17 protein-coding genes and 1 pseudogene are annotated in these 21,069 nt (G+C 71.2%); 10 read left to right on the top strand and 8 right to left on the bottom strand.

Annotation, left to right across the window (positions count from 1 at the left end):
• Positions 1-71 precede the first annotated feature (71 nt).
• The 4 genes and pseudogenes from OHT01_RS16100 to OHT01_RS16085 form a co-directional block, all read left to right on the top strand.
• Complete coding sequence (locus OHT01_RS16100) at positions 72-602, top strand: phosphatase PAP2 family protein (RefSeq protein WP_328558138.1); 531 nt, start codon at positions 72-74, stop codon at positions 600-602.
• Positions 595-1,539 (top strand): decaprenyl-phosphate phosphoribosyltransferase, encoded by a 945-nt coding sequence (locus OHT01_RS16095; RefSeq protein ID WP_328553855.1) that lies wholly within the window; start codon positions 595-597, stop codon positions 1,537-1,539. The genes OHT01_RS16100 and OHT01_RS16095 overlap by 8 nt, the downstream gene beginning before the upstream one ends.
• Before the next feature lie 170 nt (positions 1,540-1,709).
• Positions 1,710-2,159, top strand: coding sequence for a GtrA family protein (locus OHT01_RS16090; RefSeq protein WP_328558137.1), 450 nt, complete (start codon positions 1,710-1,712; stop codon positions 2,157-2,159).
• Positions 2,147-3,070, top strand: a pseudogene (locus OHT01_RS16085) (YihY/virulence factor BrkB family protein); the annotation flags it as partial. The gene OHT01_RS16090 and the pseudogene OHT01_RS16085, both read left to right, overlap by 13 nt.
• Before the next feature lie 178 nt (positions 3,071-3,248).
• Here the strand turns inward: OHT01_RS16085 and OHT01_RS16080 are convergent.
• Positions 3,249-4,556 (bottom strand): D-alanyl-D-alanine carboxypeptidase family protein, encoded by a 1,308-nt coding sequence (locus tag OHT01_RS16080; protein WP_328553854.1) that lies wholly within the window; start codon positions 4,554-4,556, stop codon positions 3,249-3,251.
• A gap of 109 nt (positions 4,557-4,665) precedes the next feature.
• Here OHT01_RS16080 and OHT01_RS16075 point away from each other — a divergent pair, with 109 nt between their 5' ends.
• The 3 genes from OHT01_RS16075 (at position 4,666) to OHT01_RS16065 (ending at position 8,063) form a co-directional block, all read left to right on the top strand.
• The gene (locus tag OHT01_RS16075; protein WP_328553853.1) at positions 4,666-4,908 is read left to right on the top strand and encodes an SCO4848 family membrane protein; all 243 of its coding nucleotides are present in this window, start codon (positions 4,666-4,668) and stop codon (positions 4,906-4,908) included.
• Between the two features lie 15 nt (positions 4,909-4,923).
• Complete coding sequence (locus tag OHT01_RS16070) at positions 4,924-6,360, top strand: metallophosphoesterase (protein ID WP_328553852.1); 1,437 nt, start codon at positions 4,924-4,926, stop codon at positions 6,358-6,360.
• A gap of 146 nt (positions 6,361-6,506) precedes the next feature.
• Positions 6,507-8,063, top strand: a complete 1,557-nt coding sequence (locus OHT01_RS16065) for an ABC transporter substrate-binding protein (RefSeq protein ID WP_328553851.1) — start codon at positions 6,507-6,509, stop codon at positions 8,061-8,063.
• Between the two features lie 170 nt (positions 8,064-8,233).
• Here OHT01_RS16065 and OHT01_RS16060 read toward each other — a convergent pair whose 3' ends face one another.
• From OHT01_RS16060 to OHT01_RS16050, 3 genes are all read right to left on the bottom strand, one after another.
• Positions 8,234-10,504: a sulfatase-like hydrolase/transferase gene (locus tag OHT01_RS16060; RefSeq protein WP_443043403.1), complete on the bottom strand. Its 2,271-nt coding sequence runs from the start codon at positions 10,502-10,504 to the stop codon at positions 8,234-8,236.
• A 389-nt stretch (positions 10,505-10,893) separates the two neighbouring features.
• A complete protein-coding gene (locus tag OHT01_RS16055; RefSeq protein WP_328553849.1) occupies positions 10,894-12,348 on the bottom strand; it encodes a sensor histidine kinase in 1,455 nt (484 codons plus the stop codon).
• Positions 12,345-13,034, bottom strand: a complete 690-nt coding sequence (locus tag OHT01_RS16050; protein WP_328553848.1) for a response regulator transcription factor — start codon at positions 13,032-13,034, stop codon at positions 12,345-12,347. The genes OHT01_RS16055 and OHT01_RS16050 overlap by 4 nt, the downstream gene beginning before the upstream one ends.
• 160 nt (positions 13,035-13,194) lie before the next feature.
• Between OHT01_RS16050 and OHT01_RS16045 the strand changes: the two genes are divergently transcribed.
• The gene (locus OHT01_RS16045) at positions 13,195-15,609 is read left to right on the top strand and encodes an MMPL family transporter (protein ID WP_328558136.1); all 2,415 of its coding nucleotides are present in this window, start codon (positions 13,195-13,197) and stop codon (positions 15,607-15,609) included.
• Between the two features lie 69 nt (positions 15,610-15,678).
• Here the strand turns inward: OHT01_RS16045 and OHT01_RS16040 are convergent, their stop codons facing one another.
• The 4 genes from OHT01_RS16040 to OHT01_RS16025 all read right to left on the bottom strand — a co-directional run bounded on the left by OHT01_RS16040 (position 15,679) and on the right by OHT01_RS16025 (position 18,061).
• A complete protein-coding gene (locus OHT01_RS16040; RefSeq protein WP_328553847.1) occupies positions 15,679-16,548 on the bottom strand; it encodes a TetR/AcrR family transcriptional regulator in 870 nt (289 codons plus the stop codon).
• Between the two features lie 9 nt (positions 16,549-16,557).
• Positions 16,558-17,073: a thiol-disulfide oxidoreductase DCC family protein gene (locus OHT01_RS16035; protein ID WP_328553846.1), complete on the bottom strand. Its 516-nt coding sequence runs from the start codon at positions 17,071-17,073 to the stop codon at positions 16,558-16,560.
• A 5-nt stretch (positions 17,074-17,078) separates the two neighbouring features.
• Positions 17,079-17,486: a hypothetical protein gene (locus tag OHT01_RS16030; protein ID WP_328553845.1), complete on the bottom strand. Its 408-nt coding sequence runs from the start codon at positions 17,484-17,486 to the stop codon at positions 17,079-17,081.
• 158 nt (positions 17,487-17,644) lie between these two features.
• On the bottom strand, positions 17,645-18,061 hold the full coding sequence (locus tag OHT01_RS16025; protein WP_328553844.1) for a VOC family protein: 417 nt from the start codon (positions 18,059-18,061) through the stop codon (positions 17,645-17,647).
• 146 nt (positions 18,062-18,207) lie between these two features.
• On the opposite strand from OHT01_RS16025, the gene OHT01_RS16020 reads away from it, so the two are divergent.
• Together OHT01_RS16020 and OHT01_RS16015 are read left to right on the top strand one after the other, a co-directional pair.
• Positions 18,208-18,600, top strand: a complete 393-nt coding sequence (locus OHT01_RS16020; protein ID WP_328553843.1) for a hypothetical protein — start codon at positions 18,208-18,210, stop codon at positions 18,598-18,600.
• Positions 18,601-18,602: 2 nt separating this feature from the next.
• On the top strand, positions 18,603-21,062 hold the full coding sequence (locus OHT01_RS16015) for a DUF4132 domain-containing protein (protein WP_443043402.1): 2,460 nt from the start codon (positions 18,603-18,605) through the stop codon (positions 21,060-21,062).
• Positions 21,063-21,069: the final 7 nt, after the last annotated feature.

The raw sequence follows: 21,069 nt of genomic DNA, 5'->3' as shown, positions 1-21,069 counted from the left end.
GCTCCCTAGAAGAGTGGGATCGCATGGACGACCTTGACGATCGCGACGGCATGGACCGACAGCGTGACGACATGGACCGCCGACTTGATGACCTGGACACACGGATCGACGGAATGGACCGCCGACTGCTGTCCGCACTCCACGCGTACGGAACGGACCCGCGCGTAGCGGCCGTCGCGCGTGCCCTGTCCCGGAGCGGGGAGCACGGGGCGCTGTGGCTCGCCGCGGGGCTCGCGGGGGCGGCCGCCGACCGGGAGCGGCGCGGCGCCTGGCTGCGCGCGACGGCGCTCACCGCCACCGCGCACCTCGCGAGCATGGGCGTGAAGCGCATCGTGCGCCGCCCCCGCCCCGCGCACGTGGCGCCCTTGGTCCGCACGGCAGGGCGGCACTCCTTCCCCAGTTCGCACGCCACCTCCGCGGCTGCCGCGGCGGTCGCCTACGGCGCCCTCGGGGCGTACGTCGTCGTGCCGTTCGCCGCCGCGATGTGCGTCTCACGTCTCGTCGTCGGCGTGCACTACCCCACGGATGTCGCCGCCGGCGCGGCCCTGGGCGCCGCGGCGGCCGGACTGGGCGCCCGCTGGATCGGAGCCGGCCATGGCTGAGCGCACGGCGCTTCTGGAGCGCACCCCGGCCGTCGCCCCGCCGCCGAGGAGCCTGACCGGGCTCCTCGGCGGTCTCGTCAGAACCGCGCGCCCCCGCCAGTGGGTGAAGAACGTGCTCGTGGTGGCCGCCCCGGCCGCCGCGGGCCGGCTCCTGTCGCCACACGCCATCGGCCAACTAGCCCTTGTCTTCGCCCTGTTCACGACCTGCGCCGCCGCCGTGTACCTGATCAACGACGCCCGGGACGCCGTCGCCGACCGTGCCCACCCGGTGAAGCGCCACCGCCCGGTCGCGGTGGGCCAGGTCCCCGTCCCGGTCGCGTACGCCGTCGGAGGCGCCCTCGCGGTCCTCGCCCCCGCCGTCGCGGCCTGGCTCTGCCCACCGGCCGTCTGCGCGCTGCTGACCGCGTACATCGGCATGCAGCTGGCGTACTGCGTCAGCCTGAAGCACGTGCTCGTCGTGGACCTCGTCGTCGTCACGACCGGGTTCCTGATGCGGGCGATGATCGGCGGCCTGGCCCTCGGCATCCCGCTCTCGCGCTGGTTCCTGATCACCACCGGCTTCGGGGCGCTGTTCATGGTCTCGGCGAAGCGTTACTCCGAGGCCGTGCAGATGGCGGGGAACGGGGGCGCCACACGCGCGTTGCTCACCGAGTACACGACCGGCTACCTGCGCTTCGTCTGGCAGCTTGCCGCCGGGGTCTCCGTCCTCGGCTACTGCCTGTGGGCCCTGGAGGAGGGCGGAGTGCCGAGCACCGGGGTGCTGCCGTGGCGCCAGTTGTCCATGGTCGCCTTCATCCTGGCCGTCCTGCGCTACGCCGTCTTCGCCGACCGGGGCACGGCGGGCGAGCCGGAGGACGTGGTCCTGCGGGACCGCGCGCTCGCCCTCATCGGCCTGGTGTGGCTGGCGATGTACGGGCTCGCGGTGGCGAACTGGTGAGCGTCACCGAGGACCGGCCCGGCTCCGGGCCGTCCGGCACACCCGGCGCGCATGCCCCCGGGACCACGGTCGTCCGGTCCCCCGCCTCCGGGACCGTCGCCGTCGGGCCGGACGGGCCGGGTCGGAGAGGCGGACCCGGGGGACCCGCGACCGCCGCCGCCACCACACCGGTGGCGACGAGGGCGGCCGGTGTCCGGGAACGGCTCCTGCGTGAACTCCTCGGGTTCGCCGCCGTCGGCGTCCTCGCCTACGCGGCCGACCTCGGTCTCTTCGTCTGGCTGCGGGGTCCGGTGGGTCTGGATCCGCTGACCGCCAAGGCGCTGTCCTTCCTGGCGGGCTGCTCGGTGGCGTACGCCGGAAACGCGCACGGCACCTACCGGCACGCCCCTGCCCGCGGCCCGCGCCGGTACGTGATCTTCTTCGCGGTCAATGTCGCGGGCGCGCTCGTACAACTGCTGTGCATCGCCGTCAGTCACTACGGACTCGGATTCACCTCACCGCGCGCGGACACCGTGTCCGGTGCGGGAATCGGCATGGCGCTCGCCACTGTCCTGCGTTTTTGGGGTACTCGGTCACTGGTTTTCCGAGGCGAGGGCAGAGACGGATCATGGACTGGCTGAAAAGGATTCCCGGCTTGGGACCCCTGCTCGTGCGCCTGACGGCCACGCACGCGTGGCGGTCGTACGAGCGGCTGGACCGGGTGAAGTGGACGCGGCTCGCCGCCGCGATGACCTTCATCAGCTTCGTGGCGCTGTTCCCGTTGCTGACCGTGGCCGCCGCGATCGGCGCCGCCACGCTGAGCGAGCAGCAGCAGAAGGACCTCCAGGACAAGCTCGCCGAGCAGGTGCCGGGCATCTCCGATCAGCTGGACGTCCACGGCCTCGTCCAGAACGCCGGCACGATCGGGCTCATCGCGGGGGCCCTGCTGCTGTTCACCGGCATCGGCTGGGTCGGCTCGATGCGGGAGTGCCTGCGCGCCGTCTGGGAACTGCCCGACAGCGAGGGGAACCCCTTCCTGCGCAAGCTCAAGGACGGCGGGGTACTCGTCGGACTGGGCGGCGCCGTGCTTCTCACGGTCGCCGTCTCCACGCTCGCGTCCACGGCGATGGGCTGGTCGGCGCGGCATCTGGGCCTCGACGGGAACGGCTGGGGGAGCACGCTGCTCCAGATCGTCGCCTTCGCGGTGGCCGTGCTCGCCGACTTCCTCGTCCTGCTGTACGTCCTCACGCTGCTGCCCGGCGTCGAGCCGCCGCGCCGTCGGCTTCTCGTCGCGGCGCTGATCGGCGCCGTCGGTTTCGAACTGCTCAAGCTGCTGCTCAGCGGCTATATGCGAGGGGTGGCGTCGAAGAGTATGTACGGCGCCTTCGGGGTGCCGATCGCGTTGCTCCTGTGGATCAACTTCACCTCGAAACTGCTCCTGTACTCCGCCGCCTGGACGGCGACACCGAGCGAGGAGCCGGCGGACCCGGGCGAAGGGGCGGACCCGGGCGAAGGAGCGGACCCGGACGAAGGAGTGGACTCGGACGAAGGAGCGGACCCGGGCGAAGGAGTGGACTCGGACGAGCCGGTGGGCGACCCGGCCGAGCCCGCGGGCCCCGACGATGCGGCCGGCCTGCGGGAACCGACCGGCTCCTCCGGGCCGCCCGCATCGGACCGCCGGCGGGATTCGGGGGCTCCGAAGAACGCGAAGGCTCCGGAGCCCCGGGCGGTCAGCGGCGGCGGCGCATCAGGTCCGGCAGCGGCCAGCGGCGGTTGACCAGGAAGACGCCCGCCGCGAGCAGTACGAGAGAGCCGCCCATGATGCCGAGCGCGACGCCGATGCCGCTCGAACCGCCCTTCGCCGCGCCGGTGGAGGCCGCCACCGGCTTCGAGGAGGCCTTGGCGGAGCCGGTCCCGGAGCCGGTGCCGGGGCTCGCCCCGCCCGATGCCTTCGCGCCCGGCTGAGCGGTGGTGTCGACGTCCTTCGGCGGGACCAGTTCGCCGACCGGCTGGACCTTGCCCGCGGCCTGGAACCCCCAGTCGAGGAGCCGCGCGGCCTCCTTGTAGACCTCGTTGTGCTCCTTCTTCTCCGGGTTCATGACGGTGACGAGCAGCACCTTCCCGCCGCGTTCGGCGACACCCGTGAAGGTGGCGCCCGCGTTGGTGGTGTTGCCGTTCTTCACGCCCGCGATGCCCTGGTACGCGGTGACGTCGCTGTCGCCGCTCAGCAGCCGGTTGGTGTTCTGGATCTCGGAGGACCCGCGGGTGGCCGCGCCCTTCTTGCCCTTGGTCGTCACCCCGGGGAATTTCGCCCGCACCGTCGAGCAGTACTCCCGGAAGTCCTTCTTCTGGAGCCCCGAACGGGCGAACAGCGACAGGTCGTACGCCGACGACACCTGGCCCCTGGCGTCGTAGCCGTCCGGGCTCACCACGTTCGTGTCGAGTGCCTGGAGGTCCTCGGCGTGCGCCCGCATGTCCTTGACCGTCTCGGCGACGCCGCCGTTCATCGCGGACAGCACATGCACGGCGTCGTTGCCGGAACGCAGGAAGACACCGAGCCACAGGTCGTGGACGGTGTACGTCTCGTTCTCCTTTATGCCCACCACGCTGGAGCCCGCGCCGATGCCCGCCAGGTCCGAGGGGATCACCTTGTGCCGGGTGGTCCTCGGGAACTTGGGCAGCACCGTGTCGGCGAACAGCATCTTCAGGGTGCTCGCCGGGGGCAGTCGCCAGTGCGCGTTGTGCGCGGCCAGGACGTCACCCGACTCGGCGTCGGCGACGATCCAGGACCGGGCGGTGACGTCCTTGGGCAGGACGGGGGCGCCGCCGCCGAGGTTCACCTGGCTGCCGGGCCGGCCGAGCCGCTCACCGCCGAGGGTCGACATGTTCGCGGGGGGAGTGGCCGAGGGGCTGGGGCTCTCTGTCGGACCCGTGTCGGGGTCGGCATCGGCGAACGCGGGCGCCGTGAGCGAAAGGGTCAGCAACGTGGCGGAAGCGACCAACAGGGATCGCGTGACGGTCTTTTTGGAGGCAGACACGATCGAGAAAGTACAGGGATCATGACGGGAAGTCCCAGCACCCTGCGGTGCCTCGTCGTCCACTCCACCCCGGCGCCGGGTCACGGTCGGCGGCGGCGATACTGAACGCATGAAGCTCAGCCGCCCCGTGTCCTGGTTCCTGCTCGCTTTCGGGGTGTGGAGTTGGGTCATTTGGGTCACTTTCGTCAAAAATCTATGGCAGGACGCCAGCGGGCTCGCGTTCGACGACGCGGGCGATCCGACGGCGTACTTCTGGGTGCATCTGACGCTCGCCGTCGTTTCCTTTGTCTTGGGGACGGTCGTCGGGGTCATCGGGTTGCGCGGCGTACGCGCTTTGCGCCAGACGTCGTAACGGGGGTACGGCGGCATGGTCATCTTGTTCGTGTCGGCGGGTACGGCCGCGCTGGCCGTGCTCGGCGGGCTGCACTGGTACGCGTGGCGCCGCCTGGTGCGCGACACCACGGCCGGCCCCGGAGCGGTCCGCCGGGCGGGCACGGCCGTGTTCGTCGCCGGACCGCTCCTGATGATCGGCGCCGTCGCGAGCGAGCGGGCGGGTGCTCCCTTCTGGCTCCAGCGGACGCTGTCCTGGCCCGGGTTCCTGTGGATGGCGGTGGCGCTGTACCTGGTGCTGGCGCTGCTCGCGGGCGAGGCCCTGCGGCCGGTCCTGCGCCGGGCCGGGGAACGCCGGGCCGCCGCCCGGCGGGACCCCGACGGGGTGACGTCCCCCGCCGTGACCGCCTCCGAGGGGGCGGGGTCGCACGAGGGCGCCCTGCCGCTGCCCGGCGCGGCACCGCCCCGGAACGAATCCGCCGCCGCCGGCCCACCGCCCACGCCCACCGGACCCCCCGCCGCACCGCCCCCGCCGGAAACGTCGGAGCGGCCGGAGCCGGCGGAGGCGCCAGGGCCGACGACACCGGCCGACTCGGCGGCCTCGGCCGGATCGGCGGGGTCGGCGGGCTCGACCGGGGATGCTTCTTCGCCGTCGCGGCGTCTCTTCGTCTCGCGTGTCGTGGGCGGTGCGGCCGCCGCCGTCGCGGTGGGGACCGTCGGCTACGGGACGTACGGCGTACTGCGCGGCCCCACGGTGAAGCGGGTCACCGTGCCGCTCGCCCGACTGCCCCGGTCCGCCCACGGTTTCCGGATCGCCGTCGTGAGCGACATCCACCTCGGGCCGGTGCTCGGGCGCGGATTCGCCCAGAAGGTCGTCGACACGATCAACTCCACGCAGCCCGATCTGATCGCCGTCGTCGGTGACCTGGTCGACGGCAGCGTGAAGAACCTCGGTCCCGCCGCCGCGCCGCTCGCCCAACTGCGGGCCCGGCACGGGTCCTACTTCGTGACCGGGAACCACGAGTACTTCTCCGGAGCCGAGCAGTGGATCCGGGAGGTGCGGGAGCTCGGGATCCATCCCCTGGAGAACGCGCGCACCGAGCTGGCCGGTTTCGACCTGGCCGGAGTGAACGACCTCCAGGGCGAGAGCGAGGGACAGGGGCCCGACTTCGGCAAGGCGCTCGGGGGCCGGGACAGGACACGGGCCTGTGTACTGCTCGCACATCAACCCGTGCAGATCCATGAGGCAGTACGCCACGGTGTCGACCTCCAACTGTCCGGACACACCCATGGCGGTCAGCTTTGGCCGGGAAACTTCGTCGCGGCCGCGACCAACCCGACACTCGCGGGCCTGGAGCGCTACGGCGACACGCAGTTGTACGTCTCCCGGGGCGCGGGCGCCTGGGGGCCACCGACCAGGGTCGGCGCGCCCTCGGACATCACGGTCGTCGAACTGGCCTCGCGCCAAGCCTGAGAATCCGCTGTGGAACGGACCCGAAATGATCGTTTTCTCCGGCCCGGCGCACTCTTCCCCATTCCCTTCCCCGGCTGAAACTCCTGTGGTTAGGTGATCCGCGTCACCAGGGGAGTGACCTGTGGTGGGCCTGGGGAGGGCACCCGATGCGATCGGTTCGCTTATGGATTCCGGCGGCACTGCTCGTCCTGGTGGGCGTGGGTGTGGCCGGCCGGCAGATGATGCCGGAGAAGGGGAACAGCGACCGCACGATCACGGTGGGCACGACGGACGCCGTCACGTCGCTCGACCCCGCGGGAGCCTACGACGCCGGATCGTGGGCGTTGTTCAGCAATGTCTTCCAGTCGCTGCTCACCTTCGAGCCCGGCGCCGCCAAACCCGTTCCGGACGCCGCCAAGAGCTGCGCGTTCACCGGCACGGGGTTGCGCACGTATCGCTGCACGCTCCGCGACGACCTGACGTTCGCGAGCGGGCGCACGATGACCGCCGAGGACGTGAAGTTCTCCTTCGACCGCGTCAGGACGATCGCCGACGAGGTCGGGCCCGCCTCGCTCTTCTCCACCCTGGGCAGCGTGGACGCGAGCGGGCGGACCGTCACCTTCCACCTGTCCTCGGCCGACGCGACCTTCCCGTTCAAAGTGGCGACCGGCGCCGGGTCGATCGTCGACAGCACCCTCTATCCCAAGCACAGCCTGCGTACCGGCACCGACGTCGACGGCACCGGGCCGTACGTCCTGAAGGCGTACACGAAGAACGAGCGGGCCGTCCTCGCGCCCAACTCCCGCTACAAGGGCGCCATCGGTGACCTCGGCAGGCCCGTGGCGCTTCGCTACTACGCCAACTCGCAGACGCTGGAAGTGGCCCGTAAGGCGAAGGAACTGGACGTAGCGGCCCGTCAGTTGCCGCCCGCCGTGCTCGCCGCGCTCTCGCCGAGCGACCCCGCGCAGCGCGTCACCGAGGCCGACAGTGCCGAGACCCGCAACCTCGTCCTCAATGTGCGGGCGCGTTCGCCCCTGCACGACCGGCGGGTACGGCAGGCCGTCGCGTCGCTGATCGACCGCGACAAGCTCGTCGACCGGACGTACAAGGGGACCACCGAGGCGCTGTACGGGCTGATCCCTGCGGGGATCAACGGGCATTCGACGTCGTTCTTCGACCACTACCCGAACCCGGACGCCAAGAAGGCGCGGGCCCTGCTGACCGAGGCCGGGGTCCCGCTGCCCGTGCGTTTCACCTACGGGTACGCGGAGGGCCGGGGCGCCGCCGGCGAGGAGGCCGCCGAGCTGAAGCGGCAACTGGAGGCGGACGGACTGTTCAAGGTGACGACCGAGGGCTTCGAGTGGACCGAGTTCCAGAAGCGGTACGCGGAGGGCGGGCTGGACGCCTGGGCGGTCGGCTGGGTCGCCGACTACCCCGACGCGGACACGTTCGGCGCGCCGCTCGTCGGCACCGGCAACAGCATGAAGAACGGCTACAGCAGCCCGGATGTCGACCGGCAGATCCGGGAGACCCAGCAGGACGAGGACCGCAGCCGTACGGCGGACGCCTTCCGGCGGCTCCAGGAAACCGTCGCGCGGGATGTTCCGCTGATTCCCCTGTGGCAGCGCAAGGACTACGTCGTCAGCACCGAGGACGTCAGCGGCGGCCAGTACCTGTCCGACGGGACCGGTGTCTTCCGCCTCTGGCGGCTGAACTGGCTGTGACGTCGGCCGACAGCAACCGACAACTGCCTTGATACACAAGCCCGTTGCCCGTTGCCCGTTGCCCGTTGCCCATTACGTGTTACGCGTGAGTTCTTGAGGCGGGGCGACGGCCGCGGGCGGCGGTGACGGCTCTCGCCGTGACCGCCGCCCGCGGACGAGCTGCCGGTTCCCTACGGGTGCGGAGTGGATCCGTACGCCGTCAGGAAGCGGTCGCGGAACGCGCTCATCTTCCACACCGGCGTGCTGTGCTGGGGCTGAAGGCCGTCGGCCCAGCCCCAGTCGGCGATCCTGTCGAGCACCTTCGGGTCCTTGGCGACGATGGAGACGGGCACGTCGCGACTGGCGTGGTCGCCGCTGACCCGGGCGATCGGCTGGTGGTCGCCGAGGTAGATCAGCACGGTGTTCTTGTTGCCGTACTTCACGAGGAAGTCGATCAGGCTCGTCACCGAGTACTGGATCGACTTGCCGTACTCCACCTTCGACTTCTGCGAGCTGGTGATGATGTCACCGGGCTTCTTGCCGGCCTTCTGGATGGCGTCGTAGATCGATCCGTCGCCGACCTGGTCCTGGGGGACGGTCTTGGGGATCGGCGCCCAGGGCTGGTGGCTGGAGGTCAGGATGATCGTCGACATCAGCGGCTTGTCGTGCTTCTTGCTGTGCACCAGGCGCTCGTACGCGGTCAGGGCGTACTGGTCGGGCATGGTCGACCAGCTGAACTTCGGTCCCTTGTAACCGAGATGGTGGGCGTCGTAGAGCTTGTCGATGCCGTAGAACTTCTGCTCGGGCCAGGCCTTCTGGATGCCCGGCATGACGCCGACGGTGTCGTAGTCACCGGTCTTCTTGAAGGCGCCGGGCAGGGTCAGGTGGTCGCCCGCGGTCACGGTGCGGTACCGCTGCTGGTTGCTGATCCACAGGCCCGACATGAACGTCGAGTGGCCGAGCCAGCTACTGCCGCCGTACGTCGCCGAGGTGAGCCAGCCGCTCTTCGCCGCGAAACCGGCCTGGGTCAGCTTCTTGTTCTCCGCGGTGAGCGTCGCGTCGACGCCCGGTGCCATGACCGGGTCCTCGATGGCGCTGCGGCCGTAGCTCTCGATGAACGTGATGATCATGTCCTTGCCGCGCAGATCGGTGAGCAGCTGATCCGGCGGTGTGTTCGCGAAGTTGTCCTTCTTGGAGATCTTGGCGAACTCGGCCTCGTCCCGCAGTGTCTGCCGTACCGCCGCCGCCCGGTTCTGGACGACCAGCGCGACGTGCTCGGAGGCGACGGGCACCCCGGTGTACTGCACGCCCAGCGCCGCGCAGGTGACCCAGGCGATGGCCAGGACCAGCGTCGTGCGGGTCGCCGTCTCGGTGTTCCGCGCCACCAGGTTGCCCAGGCGGACGACCGACAGCGTCATGAGGGCCAGTACGGCGATCACGAGCGTCACGACCAGGGCCGCGATGCCGAGCGCGCCGTCCTTGCCGAACGTGTCCTGGAGGTAGGACTGCGCGTCGCTGAAGAGCGACCAGTCGAGGACGACGTTGAAGCCCCGTCCGAGGTATTCGTTGAAGCCGATGTCCAGGAGGTTCAGGACGGTCAGGACGCCCAGACCGAGCCCGGCGGTCACCGTCACGGCGATCCGCGGCCTGCGGGGCAGGACGATCAGCAGCGCGGCACCGAAGATCGCCTCCACCGGGAGGCGCAGGAACTCGGCCGTCTGGAACTTGTCCGCCTTGCTCGGCATGAGCAGCGCGAACAGGACGAGGGCGGCCGCGACGAGGGTCGTGGTCCACGCGAGGGTGCGGGCGGCCACGGGGTAGCGGCCGCGCCAGCCGCCGCGCACGGGCGGCTCGCCTCCCGGAGGCTCCTCCCCGTCGCCGCCACCGCCGCCGTCACCGGCCCCGCTCCCGTCCCCGACGGCCGGGTCGGGGCCGTCGGCGCCGTCCTCCGCCGACTCCTCCGACGGCGCGGAGACGTCGTCACCGCCGACCTCGACGGCCTCCGCCGTCCCGGTCCCGGTCTCCGTCTCGCTCACGACCGCTGCGGCGGGGCCGTCGGCGGGGGCATCGGCCTCGACCGGACCCGCCGTCTCGGCGAGGGTGGCGTCGGCGTCGGCGTCGGTCTCGGCGTCGCTGTCCGTGTCCGTGCCGGTGTCCGTGCCGGTCTCGGGAGGGGGTGTCTCCTCGGCGGAGGTGGCTTCGGGCGGAGATCCGGCCGGGGTCTCGGGGGTGATCGAGGTGGCCCCCTCGGCCGGCGCGGCCTGGGCCGTCGTGCCGGCCGGGGGTATCTCGGGGGCCGCCCCGGCCGCTGCCTCCCCCTCGCCCGAGGCGGCGGCGTCCTCATCCGCGTCCGGCGCGTCGGGACCCGGGGCCGCGTCCGTGGGCGGCTCCGGTGCCGGCTCGTCGCGCGGAGGCGTCTCGTCCGTGTTCGGCAGCTGTCGAGAGCTCGTTTTGAACGACAACCCGGCGGTCCTTCCGTGCGATGCGCGGTGGTGGCGTGGCGGACCGATCGGCTGAGACCGATTCGCTCTCATCGTGGTGTACGGGGCCGCGGCGGCCGGTGTTCAACCGCCTCGGTCAGCTTCTGCCCAAGTCCGTTCCCGCAGGTCACGGCGACGTGAAGGGGCAGGTTCCAGACCACGCGAACGACCTGCGAGCGTCACCGGCCCCACGTCGTCGCCGTCACCCCACGAGGGCCAGACCCTCGCCGCACCGGCGTCGGCGGTCTCACCGCACCGGGGGTCGGCGGACTCGCCACCAGCGTGTCCGTGGCCCCACCCGCGTACCAGACCTCCTCACCGCCGAGAGTGGCCGTCCAGGTCGGGACGGCCGCCCACAGCCGTGCGCGGCCTCATCGCGTCGGCAGCGTCACCGTCGCCGTCAGGCCCTCGCCGGGTGCCGTCCGCACCGCGACGGTCCCTCCGTGCGCCCGCACCACGCCCTGCACGATCGCCAGCCCGAGCCCGCTGCCCGCGCCGCCGCCCGCGCGGAAGAAGCGGTCGAAGATACGCGCCGCGTCCTCTTCCGGGAGCCCGGGTCCCTTGTCCGCGACACACAGCCGTACGGCACCGTCGGCGCGCTCCAGACCGAGCCGCACCGGCACGTCGTCGCGTGTGTGGGTGCGTACGTTGCCCACGAGATTGCCCAGTACCTGCCGCAGCCCGGACTCGTCGGCCTGAACGAGCAGGGTGCCTTCGGCGTCCACGGTCACCGGGCGGCCGGGCTGCTGGGCGCGCAGGTCCTCGGCCGCGTCCCGCACCAGCCGGCTCAGGTCGACGTTCCTGAAGCGGAGTTCGGGACGCTGGTCGAGACGCGCCAGGGTCAGCAGCTCGTCGACGAGCCGGCCCATGCGGTCGGCCTCCGCGTTCATCCGGTCCCAGGCCCGCTTGCGCTCGACGGGGTCGGTCAGCATCCCCTTCTCGTACAACTGGAGGTAGCCGCGTATCGCCGCCAGCGGTGTGCGCAGCTCGTGCGAGGCGTCGCCGACGAACCGGCGCAACTGGGCGGCGCTGTCCTCCCGTGTCCGGTAGGCCGATTCGACCTGGTGCAGCATGGAGTTGAGCGCGAGCCGCAGTTGCTCGACCTCCTGCGTCGGATGATGGCTGGAGGGCACACGCCGGGTCAGATCCCCCTCCGCGATGGCGGACGAGGTCTCCACCATGGCCTCCAGCGGCAGCATCCGGCGCCGCACACTGAACATCGTCAGGCACGCGAGCAGCGCCAACAGCAGCGTTCCCACGGCCAGATCGAGCTTGAGCGCCTTCGCGACGCCCTTGTTCAGTCCGTCGGTCGAGGTCGCGAACAGGACGTACGTCCCGTCGGCGAGCCGTGCCCCGGTCGCCCGGTACGCGGCGCCGCGCACGGTGATGTCGCGCGGGTCGTCGGCGCGGGCGAGCGCTCCCGGATCGTCCACGGCGGCGGCGAACGCGCGCTGGGTGTCCGTGGGTTGGAAGCCGGCCACCTCGACGGCCTCGCCCCGCCGGTCGACGGCCGCGAAGATCGAGTCCGGCTTCGGCGACTCGTCCACCGCGGGCCCGATCCGGTCGCGTACGAACGCGAGGGCGCTCAGCGAGTCGATCTGGCTCATGGTGAGCTGCGAAACGCCCAGTGACTCCCGGGTCTTGGCGAGCTGCGCGTCCACCTGGTCGAGCAGGTAGTGGCGCATGCCCATCAGACTCACGGCGGTCGCCACCACGATGCCGAGGGCCAGCAGTCCGACGTTCGCGAGGGTCAGTTTGCCGCGCAGCGAGTGGATGCCGTGCCGGTAGCGCGGGGGTCGGCAGCCGGGCCGGACGGGCAGGTTCACGCGAGTCCGTATCCGACGCCCCGGCGGGTCTGGATCACCGGCGGTCCCAGCGGTTCGAGCTTGCGCCGCAGATAGCTGATGTACGTCTCGACGACGGTCGACTCGGCGGAGTGCTCGTACTGCCATACGTGGCGCAGGAGTTGCTCCTTGGGCACGATCCGCCCGCCGTTGCGGACGAGGAACCGCAGCAGGGCGTACTCCGTGGGGGTGAGCTCGACCGTGGTGCCCGCGCGGTGGACGCGGTACGTCGTCTCGTCCAGCTCCAGATCGCCGTAACGCAGGGGCGGGCGCTGCGGCAGGACGTCGTCGGGCCGCGTACGGCGAAGGACCGCGGTGATCCGGGCGACGACCTCGTCGATGTTGAACGGCTTGGTGATGTAGTCGTCGCCGAAGCCGAGCGCGCCGACGATCTCGGCGGGCGAGTCCCGCGCGGTGAGGAAGACGACGGCCAGGTCGGGCTGCCGGAGCCGCAGTTCACGCCCGAGTGCGCGGCCGTCGCCGTCCGGGAGCATCACGTCGAGCAGTGCCGCGTCGGGGCGGGTGCGCTCGGCGAGGGCGAGCGCCTCGCGGACGGTGCCGGCGGCCATCACCTCGAACTGGTGGTAGCGCAGCGCGATGGTGAGGACGTCCGCGATGCTCGGCTCGTCCTCGACGACGAGGACGGTGGCTCCCTCGTGAGCGGTCATGCCCCCAGTATCGGCGGGGCCACCGACAGCGGGAGCCGTTCGCCCCTTGGAGTTCCTTGAGAGTCATGGGCGGGTCATGTCCACCCGCGCGCGTCGCCGCCAATCCTGGTGCCCAGGACCTGGGGGACCGACCGACTAAGGAGCGTTGAACGTGGCGGTATTGGCACGGTGGTGCTATCGGCACCGGCTGGTGGTCCTGTTGCTGTGGGTGGGCGCGCTGTTCGGTCTCGGCTTCGCGGCGACCACCGCGGGCACGGACTACGCGAACGTGTTCTCCCTTCCGAACACGGACTCCAAGCGTGCGTACGACCAGATGGAGAAGGCCTTCCCGAACAGCGCGGGGGACACCGACACGGTGGTGTGGAAGGTCGACGCGGGCACGGTCAGGGACGCCTCCGTGCGCTCCCGGATCCAGCCCGTGCTGGACGAGATCGCCGCAATGAAGGGCGTGGGCCAGGTCGCGGGGCCGTACCAGGGAGAGCGGGGCGCCGCTCAGATCAGCCGGAACGGCAGGATCGCGTACGCCCAGATCACCTTCGCCGAGCAGGCGAACGCCGTACCCAAGGACCTGGTGCAGAAGGTCGTCGACACCGCGCAGGGTGCCGAACGCTCCGGACTTCAGGTCGAGTTGGGCGGCCAGGCGATCCAGCGGGTGCAGGAACCGCCCACCGGGCTCGCCGAGATGGTCGGCATCCTGGCCGCGGCCGTCGTCCTCTTCCTCGCCTTCGGTTCGCTGTTCGCCATGCTGCTGCCGATCGGCATCGCGATCTTCGGGGTCGGTACGGGGCTGTTCTCCACGCAGTTGCTCAGCCACAGCACGGCCATCCCGGACCTGGCCCCGCTGCTGGCCACCCTGATCGGCCTCGGTGTCGGCATCGACTACGCGCTGTTCATCGTCACCCGGCACCGGCGCGGCATCCTGCGCGGCCTGGCACCGGAGGAGTCGGCGGTCGTCGCCCTCAACACCTCGGGCCGGGCGGTGCTGTTCGCGGGCGGCACGGTGTGCATCGCGCTCGCGGGCATGCTGGTGACGAACCTGCGCTTCCTGGACGGCGTGGTCATCGGCACCTCCCTCACCGTGGTGTTCAGCGTGCTCGCGGCCACCACCCTGCTGCCGGCGCTCCTCGGAGTTCTCGGCACCCGGGTGCTCAGCCGCCGCCAGCGGCGCAAACTGGCCCAACAGGGGCCCGAACCCGAGCGCGCGAGCGGGGCCGCGGCACGCTGGTCGATGAACGTGCAGCGCCGCCCCCGGACGATCGCCGCGCTCGCGCTGGTCGTGATGGCGATCCTCGCGATCCCGGTCCTGTCGCTGCACCTCGGCGCCACCGACCAGGGCAACGACGACGCCACGACGACGACCAGGAAGGCCTACGACCTGCTCGCCGAGGGCTTCGGCCCCGGCTTCAACGGCCCCCTGCAGGTGGTCGTGACCGGAGGTGACACGGGCACCCTGGTGAAGAACATCGGCGGTACGTCCGGAGTCGCCGCGGTCGCCGCGCTGCCGCCCGCGAACGGGGTGACGGTGATCCAGGTGGTGCCGACGACGTCACCGCAGTCGACGAAGACCGACCAGCTCATCGACACCCTGCGGGACCGGGTGATCCCGGACGCCGGGGTGACGGCCCATGTCGGTGGTGTCACCGCCGTGTCGAAGGACTTCGCCACCATCACCGGCGACCGGCTGCCCTACTTCGTCGCCACGATCATCGGCCTCGGTTTCCTGCTCCTGCTGATCGCCTTCCGCTCCCTGGTGGTCCCGCTGACGGCCGCCCTGATGAACCTGATCGCCGCCGCCGCGTCCTTCGGCGTCCTCGTCGCGATCTTCCAGTGGGGCTGGGGGCTGAGTCTGCTGGGCCTCGGCAAGGAGGGTCCGATCAACGCCTTCCTGCCCGTCATCATGCTCTCGCTCCTCTTCGGCCTCTCCATGGACTACCAGGTGTTCCTGGTGAGCCGGATGCACGAGGAATGGGTGCACACGAAGGACAACGCGCGCGCGGTGCGGGTCGGTCTGGCCGAGACCGGCCGGGTCATCAACTCCGCCGCACTGATCATGGTGTGCGTCTTCCTCGCCTTCGTCCTGAGCGGTGACTCGGGCGCGGCGATGGCGGGTGTCGGCCTCGCGGCCGCGGTCGCCCTGGACGCCTTCATCCTCCGTACGGCCCTGGTCCCCGCCGCGATGCACCTGCTCGGCGACTCCAACTGGTGGCTGCCCGCCGGCCTGGACAAGCGGCTGCCGCACCTGGCGGTGGAGCCGGCCGAGGCACCCTCCGAGAGCGCGGCTCCCGTCGCGGGCGGCGCGTCGGTCGTCCACGGCTTCGTCCGCGACGCGGAGGGCGGGCCTGTCGACGGAGCCGTCCTCACCCTGCTGACCAAGGGCGGGCGTGAGCTGGACCGGGTGACCTCGCTGGCCGACGGCTCGTACATCGTCTCGGTGCCCGCGCCGGGGACGTATCTGCTGTCGGCGACGGCCCGTTCGTACGGGGCCAGGGCACGGCACGTGGTCGTCACGGACGAACCGCTGGTCCACGACGTGGAGCTGGCGGAGGGCGAGGTGGACGCCGACGCGGTCAACTGAGGCCGCCGGAAACGGCCTTCGGATGATGTGAGGGGCGCCCGGCCCTACGGGGCGCCCCTCACCCCTCACTCACTCGTCCTTCTTCCCGGCCGGGTCGGGGAGCGCCTTCGTCATGCCCGGCAGGAAGTCCGTGAACAGCTCGTGCACCTCGTGGACGAGGGGCCGCAGAAGCCGGAAACGGGAGAGCTGGACGCCGCGAGTGGTGAGGCGTGCGCCGCGCTCGGCGAGCCGGTAGCTGCGCTCGCGGTTCTCGGTCCGGTCGAAGACCCAGTACAGGACGAGGCCCATCTGGGAGAGCCACATCAGCTCGGGCAGCACCTCGCGCAGTTCCTCCGGCACTTTGGTCTTCGCCCCGGCCAGCACCTCCTTGTGGACACTGATGGCCTCCAGGCGCGCGTGCTCCGACTCGGGGGAGAAGGGGCTGAGCGGACTGTCCGGGTCGGCGGCGTTCTTGAAGAACTGCACGGCGAACTCGTGGTACGGCGTGGCGATGTCCAGCCACACCCGCAGCACGCCGCCCAGCCGGGCCTCCAGGTCCGTCTCGCGGTCCAGCACGTCCCGGACCGCCTCCCGGTGTTCGGCGGCGATCCGGTCGTAGAAGCCCTGGATCAGGTGCTCCTTGCCGGCGAAGTAGTAGTACGCGTTCCCGACGGAGACCCCGGCCTCCTGGGCGATGGCCCGCATCGTCGTCTTGTCGTAACCCCGCTCCTGGAAGAGCCGCATCGCGGTCTCCAGGATCAGGGCCCGGGTCTGCTCGCTCTTGGCCGGGCTCTTCGCCGCCCCCTTGCCGACGGACGCCGAGGGCCGGGAGGCCGTCGCGGACTCGGAGGACTCGGAGGACTCGGACGACTCGGACGACTCGGGGGACTCGGACGGCTCGGAGGACTTGGAGGGCCCGGCGGACCCGATGGGGCCGGGGCTGTCTGTCGGTGCTGGCACGGGACGAGCCTAACGAGTGGGAACGGTCGGACACTCGCCGCTGCCGCAGCCGGGGGGCGCGTAGGTCCATCCCGCTGTCGGGTCGTAGCTCCAGCCGTCGCCCCGGTGGTAGACGCCGCCGCCCCACCGCTGGGGGGCCCGCGTCTCGCGCCACTTGGCGGCGGCGAGGGTCGCGCCCCTGGCCAGCTTGGCCCCCGCGGGCGTGCTGAGGCGGTGGGCGAGCGCCCGGTACTCGCGCAGTGCCCACAGGGTGACGACCCAGGCGGCTGCTCCCTGGTACACCTGCCCGGCGTCGCCCACCACGGTGATCTCGCCCAGGGTGGCGCGGTGATCGAGCCGCGGGAAACGCCGGGCGGCCTCCTCGGAGCCCGCCGGCACGAAGCGGAGCGGGACGAGTTGCGCCTGCCGGACGAGCCACTGCTTCAGGAAGGCGCACAGCGAGCAGCGCGCGTCGTAGAGGACGGTGAGCCCGAGGACCGGGACGCCCGCGGCGCCCCGGTCAAGGGTGGCTGGGGCGCCTGCCACCGCTCTCACACCCCGGCCGCGGGAGCGGCCCAGTCCGTCGGCCGCACCGGCGGTACCTGCTCCCGCTCCATGGCACCCCGCCGCCGGATCCTGTTGAGCACGTAGACGTTCCCCAGGTGCATGACGCCGAGCACCAGGAGGACGACACCCAGCTTGGTCGAGAGGGCTTCGAAGATCTCGCGGGCGTTGGAGATCTCGTCGCTCTGGTGCAGATAGAGCGCGACGAAGCCCAGGTTGACCAGGTAGAAGCCCACCACCAGCAGATGGTTGACGGCGTCGGCGAGCTGCTCGTTGCCGCGCAGTACGTCCGACAGGAAGATCCGCCCGTTGTGGCTCAGCGTGCGTGCCACCCAGACGGTCAGCGCGATGCTGACCAGCAGGTAGATGACGTACGCGACGACCGTGAGGTCCATGTCCCCACCCCTTCTTGAACGCGTTCAAAACGCTGTACAGGGTGAATGTAGACCTGCTTTTGAACATGTTCAAGTCGGATCCCGCGAGGGTGCCTGTCGTGCGCCTCACACGCTCGGTCCGCGATCGCCTCCGGGCCGGGCGGGGCGGACGGCCGGGTCTACCGCCTGGCCCCGCGGGCCAGTTCGGGCCGCTTGGTGTAGTCGGTCAGGCCGATGACGTTGCCCCAGGGGTCCGCGATCTCGACGGTCCAGCCGGTGGCGCCGGAGAAGGGCTCGTCGAGGGGCGCGATCCCCGCGGCGGTCAGCGAGCGGGCCGCGGCGCGGGCGTCCGGCACCTCCAGCCACAGCCGCGGCGACGCCCACGGCGGCGGCCGGTGACTCAACTCCTCGTCCAGTCGCAGCAGTACGCCCGGCGTCTCCTTGCCCACCTTCAGCAGCGCGATCCCGGCCTCGTCGAGCCGGAAGGCCGGCGGGAACCCGGCGCGCTCGTAGAAGCTCACGGCCTCGCCGAGATTCCCCACGGGCAGCAGTACGTTGTCGAGTCCGAGCAGCTCGTATGACACGTCGTCTGACATGCCATCAGATTAGGCACCGGCCCGGACGGTCGATGCGGGCCGGACCGCGGGCCGAACATGTGATCACCCGTTGAGGCGAAGCGGCTCCGCCTCGGCGTTCCGGGCCCGGTGACCGATTGTCAGTGGTGGCTCGTAGTGTCGTCGGCATGGGAATGGTGACGTTCGTCGACGAGACGACCAGTGGGGGCCGGGGTGCGGCCTGGGGGCTAGAGATCGCCGAGGAGCGGCTCGCGGTACGCGAGTTGATCCGGCGGCGGGTCTTCCAGGAGGTCGCCGAGCACAACGCCCGCATGCCGGAGGTCTTCCAGGGGCTCGTGCAGCCCGAGGGCACAGAGCGGGTGCTGAACGGCTACGCGCTGCGCACACCCCGCCGGATAGACCCCGAGACCCAGAGCGAGCTGGCGCTCAGGGCCTTCGCGGCGAACGGCTTCCTGGTGCTCGTGGGGGAGCGCCAGGTGACCGACCCCGACGAGGAGATCGAGCTGGTCCTGGGCACCGAGGTCACCTTCCTCAAGCTCGTCGCACTGGTAGGGGGATGACGATGGTCGACACCAAGACGCATCTGGGGTGGATCCGCTCGCAGGCGGCCGACGGCAACATGGGCGGGCTCACCACCGACCTCCTCAGAGCCGCACTGGTCAACACGGGCCAATGGGGCGGCGGCTGGGACGAGATCCTCGACCTGCTGAGCGCGCTCCCCGCCGACCAGCGGGAAAGGCTGGCAGGCGCCCTGGCGGAGGGCTATCACACGGTCGGCGGCAGATCGGAGCCCCGCAACCACGTGCTCACCCTGCTCGCCGCCATCTCCCACGGCCTGACGGAGTACCCGCTCGCCGACGAGCGGGCGACGCAACTGGAGGAACTCGGCAGGCAGAACACCGTCTGGTACGCCACGCGGATGGACGTCCTGGTCGAGGCCGAACTGGCGGCCGGCCGCACACCGGACCCGGCCGTGGTCGCGGTCTTCCGCCGTACGGGCATGGACACCTACCGCCGCGAGTCCGTCGCCGCCCTGATGAAGAAGCTCACGGAGCCCGTGCTCAACGTCGGTGAGGAATGGGCCGACCAGGCCATGAGGGACGCCTCCGCCCCCGACTGGCAGGCCCTGCTCGTCCATCTGACGACGGCCACCGCCTCCAAGCCCTCCGCCAAGTGGGACCGGCAGGCCCACGCCCTCGTCGAAGCCCTGGGCGCCGACCGGGTCCGCACCGCCGCCCTGTCCTGGCTCGCCCTCGTCGGCCGCCCGCGCACCCACCCGCTGGAGCCCAGTCCGTACGAGGCGGACATCAACAGCACCTTCGACCCGTACAACGCCAACGCCCTGCGCGGCCTCGCCTGGCTGGTCTCCGTGCTGCCGCCCCACCCCGACACCGCCCGGGCCCTCGGCGCACTCGTCGAGACGTCCCTCAAGAAGGTCAGCGGGCTGGGCCCGCGCAATCCGAAGGTCGCCAACGCCGGTGTGATCGCGCTCTCCCGCATCGACGGGGAGGCCGCCCTGGCCGAACTGGCCCGGCTGGCCACCCGGGTGACGTACAAGGCCACCGCCAAGCTCGTCGACGGATTCCTCGGGGAGAAGGCCACCGCCCTCGGTCTGACCCGGGAGGAGATCGAGGAACTGGCCGTCCCGGCCTACGGGCTCGCCGAAGTCGGGCAGGCGCGTCACGAACTCGGTGAGACCACCGCGCTTCTCGGCATCCAGGGCTCACGCGCCGTGCTGACCTGGCACAACGCGGCCGGCAAGGCCGTCAAGAGCGTGCCCGCCGCCGTGCGGCGCGACCACGCCGAAGAGCTCAAGGAGCTGAAGGCGGCCGTCAAGGACATCGACAAGATGCTGTCGGCGCAGATCGAGCGGCTGGACCGGCAGTTCCTCGCCCGGCGCACCTGGGCGTACGGCACCTGGCGCGAGCGCTACCTCGACCACCCGCTCGTCGGCACCCTCGCCCGCCGACTGCTGTGGACGGTCGACGGCACCCCCGTCGGGTTCGCGAACGGCGAGCTGTCCACCCTCACCGACGACCCGGTGAAGGAAGGCCGGGAGGTCGCCCTTTGGCACCCGGCCGGCCGTGAGCCCGCCGAGGTCGTCGCCTGGCGGGAGTGGCTGGAGCGGCACGAGATCACCCAGCCCTTCAAACAGGCCCACCGCGAGGTGTACCTCCTCACCGACGCCGAGCGCGCGACGGGCACGTACTCGAACCGCTTCGCCGCCCACGTCGTGCGCCAGCACCAGTTCAACTCCCTCGCCGCCGTCAGAGGCTGGCGCAACAAGCTCCGCCTCTGCGTCGACGACGAGGCGCCCCCGGCCAGCCGGGAACTGCCGCAGTGGGGCCTGCGCGCCGAGTACTGGATCACCGGCGACGGCGAGTACGGCGACGACACCACCGAGTCCGGCAGCTATCTGCGGCTGCGCACCGACCAGGTGCGCTTCTACCCGCTCGACGCCCCCGAGAACTCGGCGCACTGCTCCGGCGGCGAGTACCGCATGTGGCTGCGCGACGGCCAGGACCGGGTGGAGCCGCTGCCCCTCACCGAGATCCCGCCGCTGGTCCTGTCCGAAGTCCTGCGCGACGTAGACCTGTTCGTCGGTGTCTCCAGCGTCGGCAACGACCCGACCTGGCAGGACGGCGGCCCCGGCGGCCGCTTCCAGGAGTACTGGACGTCCTACGGCTTCGGCGATCTGACCGAGACCGCGCAGACCCGCCGCGCCCTCCTGGACCGCCTGGTCCCCCGGCTGGCGATAGCCGACCGCTGCACGCTGGAGGGCCGCTTCCTGCACGTGAAGGGCGACCGCCACACGTACAAGATCCATCTGGGCTCGGGCAACATCCTGATGAGCCCGAACGACCAGTACCTGTGCATCGTCCCGAAGTCCGCCGCGGGAGGGCTCCAGGCCGGCTATCTCCCCTTCGAGGGCGACCGGATGCTCGCGGTCGTCCTCAGCAAGGCGATGCTGCTGGCCGACGACCTGCGCATCACGGACCCGACGATCCTGAGCCAGTTGTGACCGGTCC

Source organism: Streptomyces sp. NBC_00358 (assembly GCF_036099295.1).
GTDB lineage: Bacteria > Actinomycetota > Actinomycetes > Streptomycetales > Streptomycetaceae > Streptomyces.
This window is presented reverse-complemented; position numbering and strand designations above follow the sequence as displayed.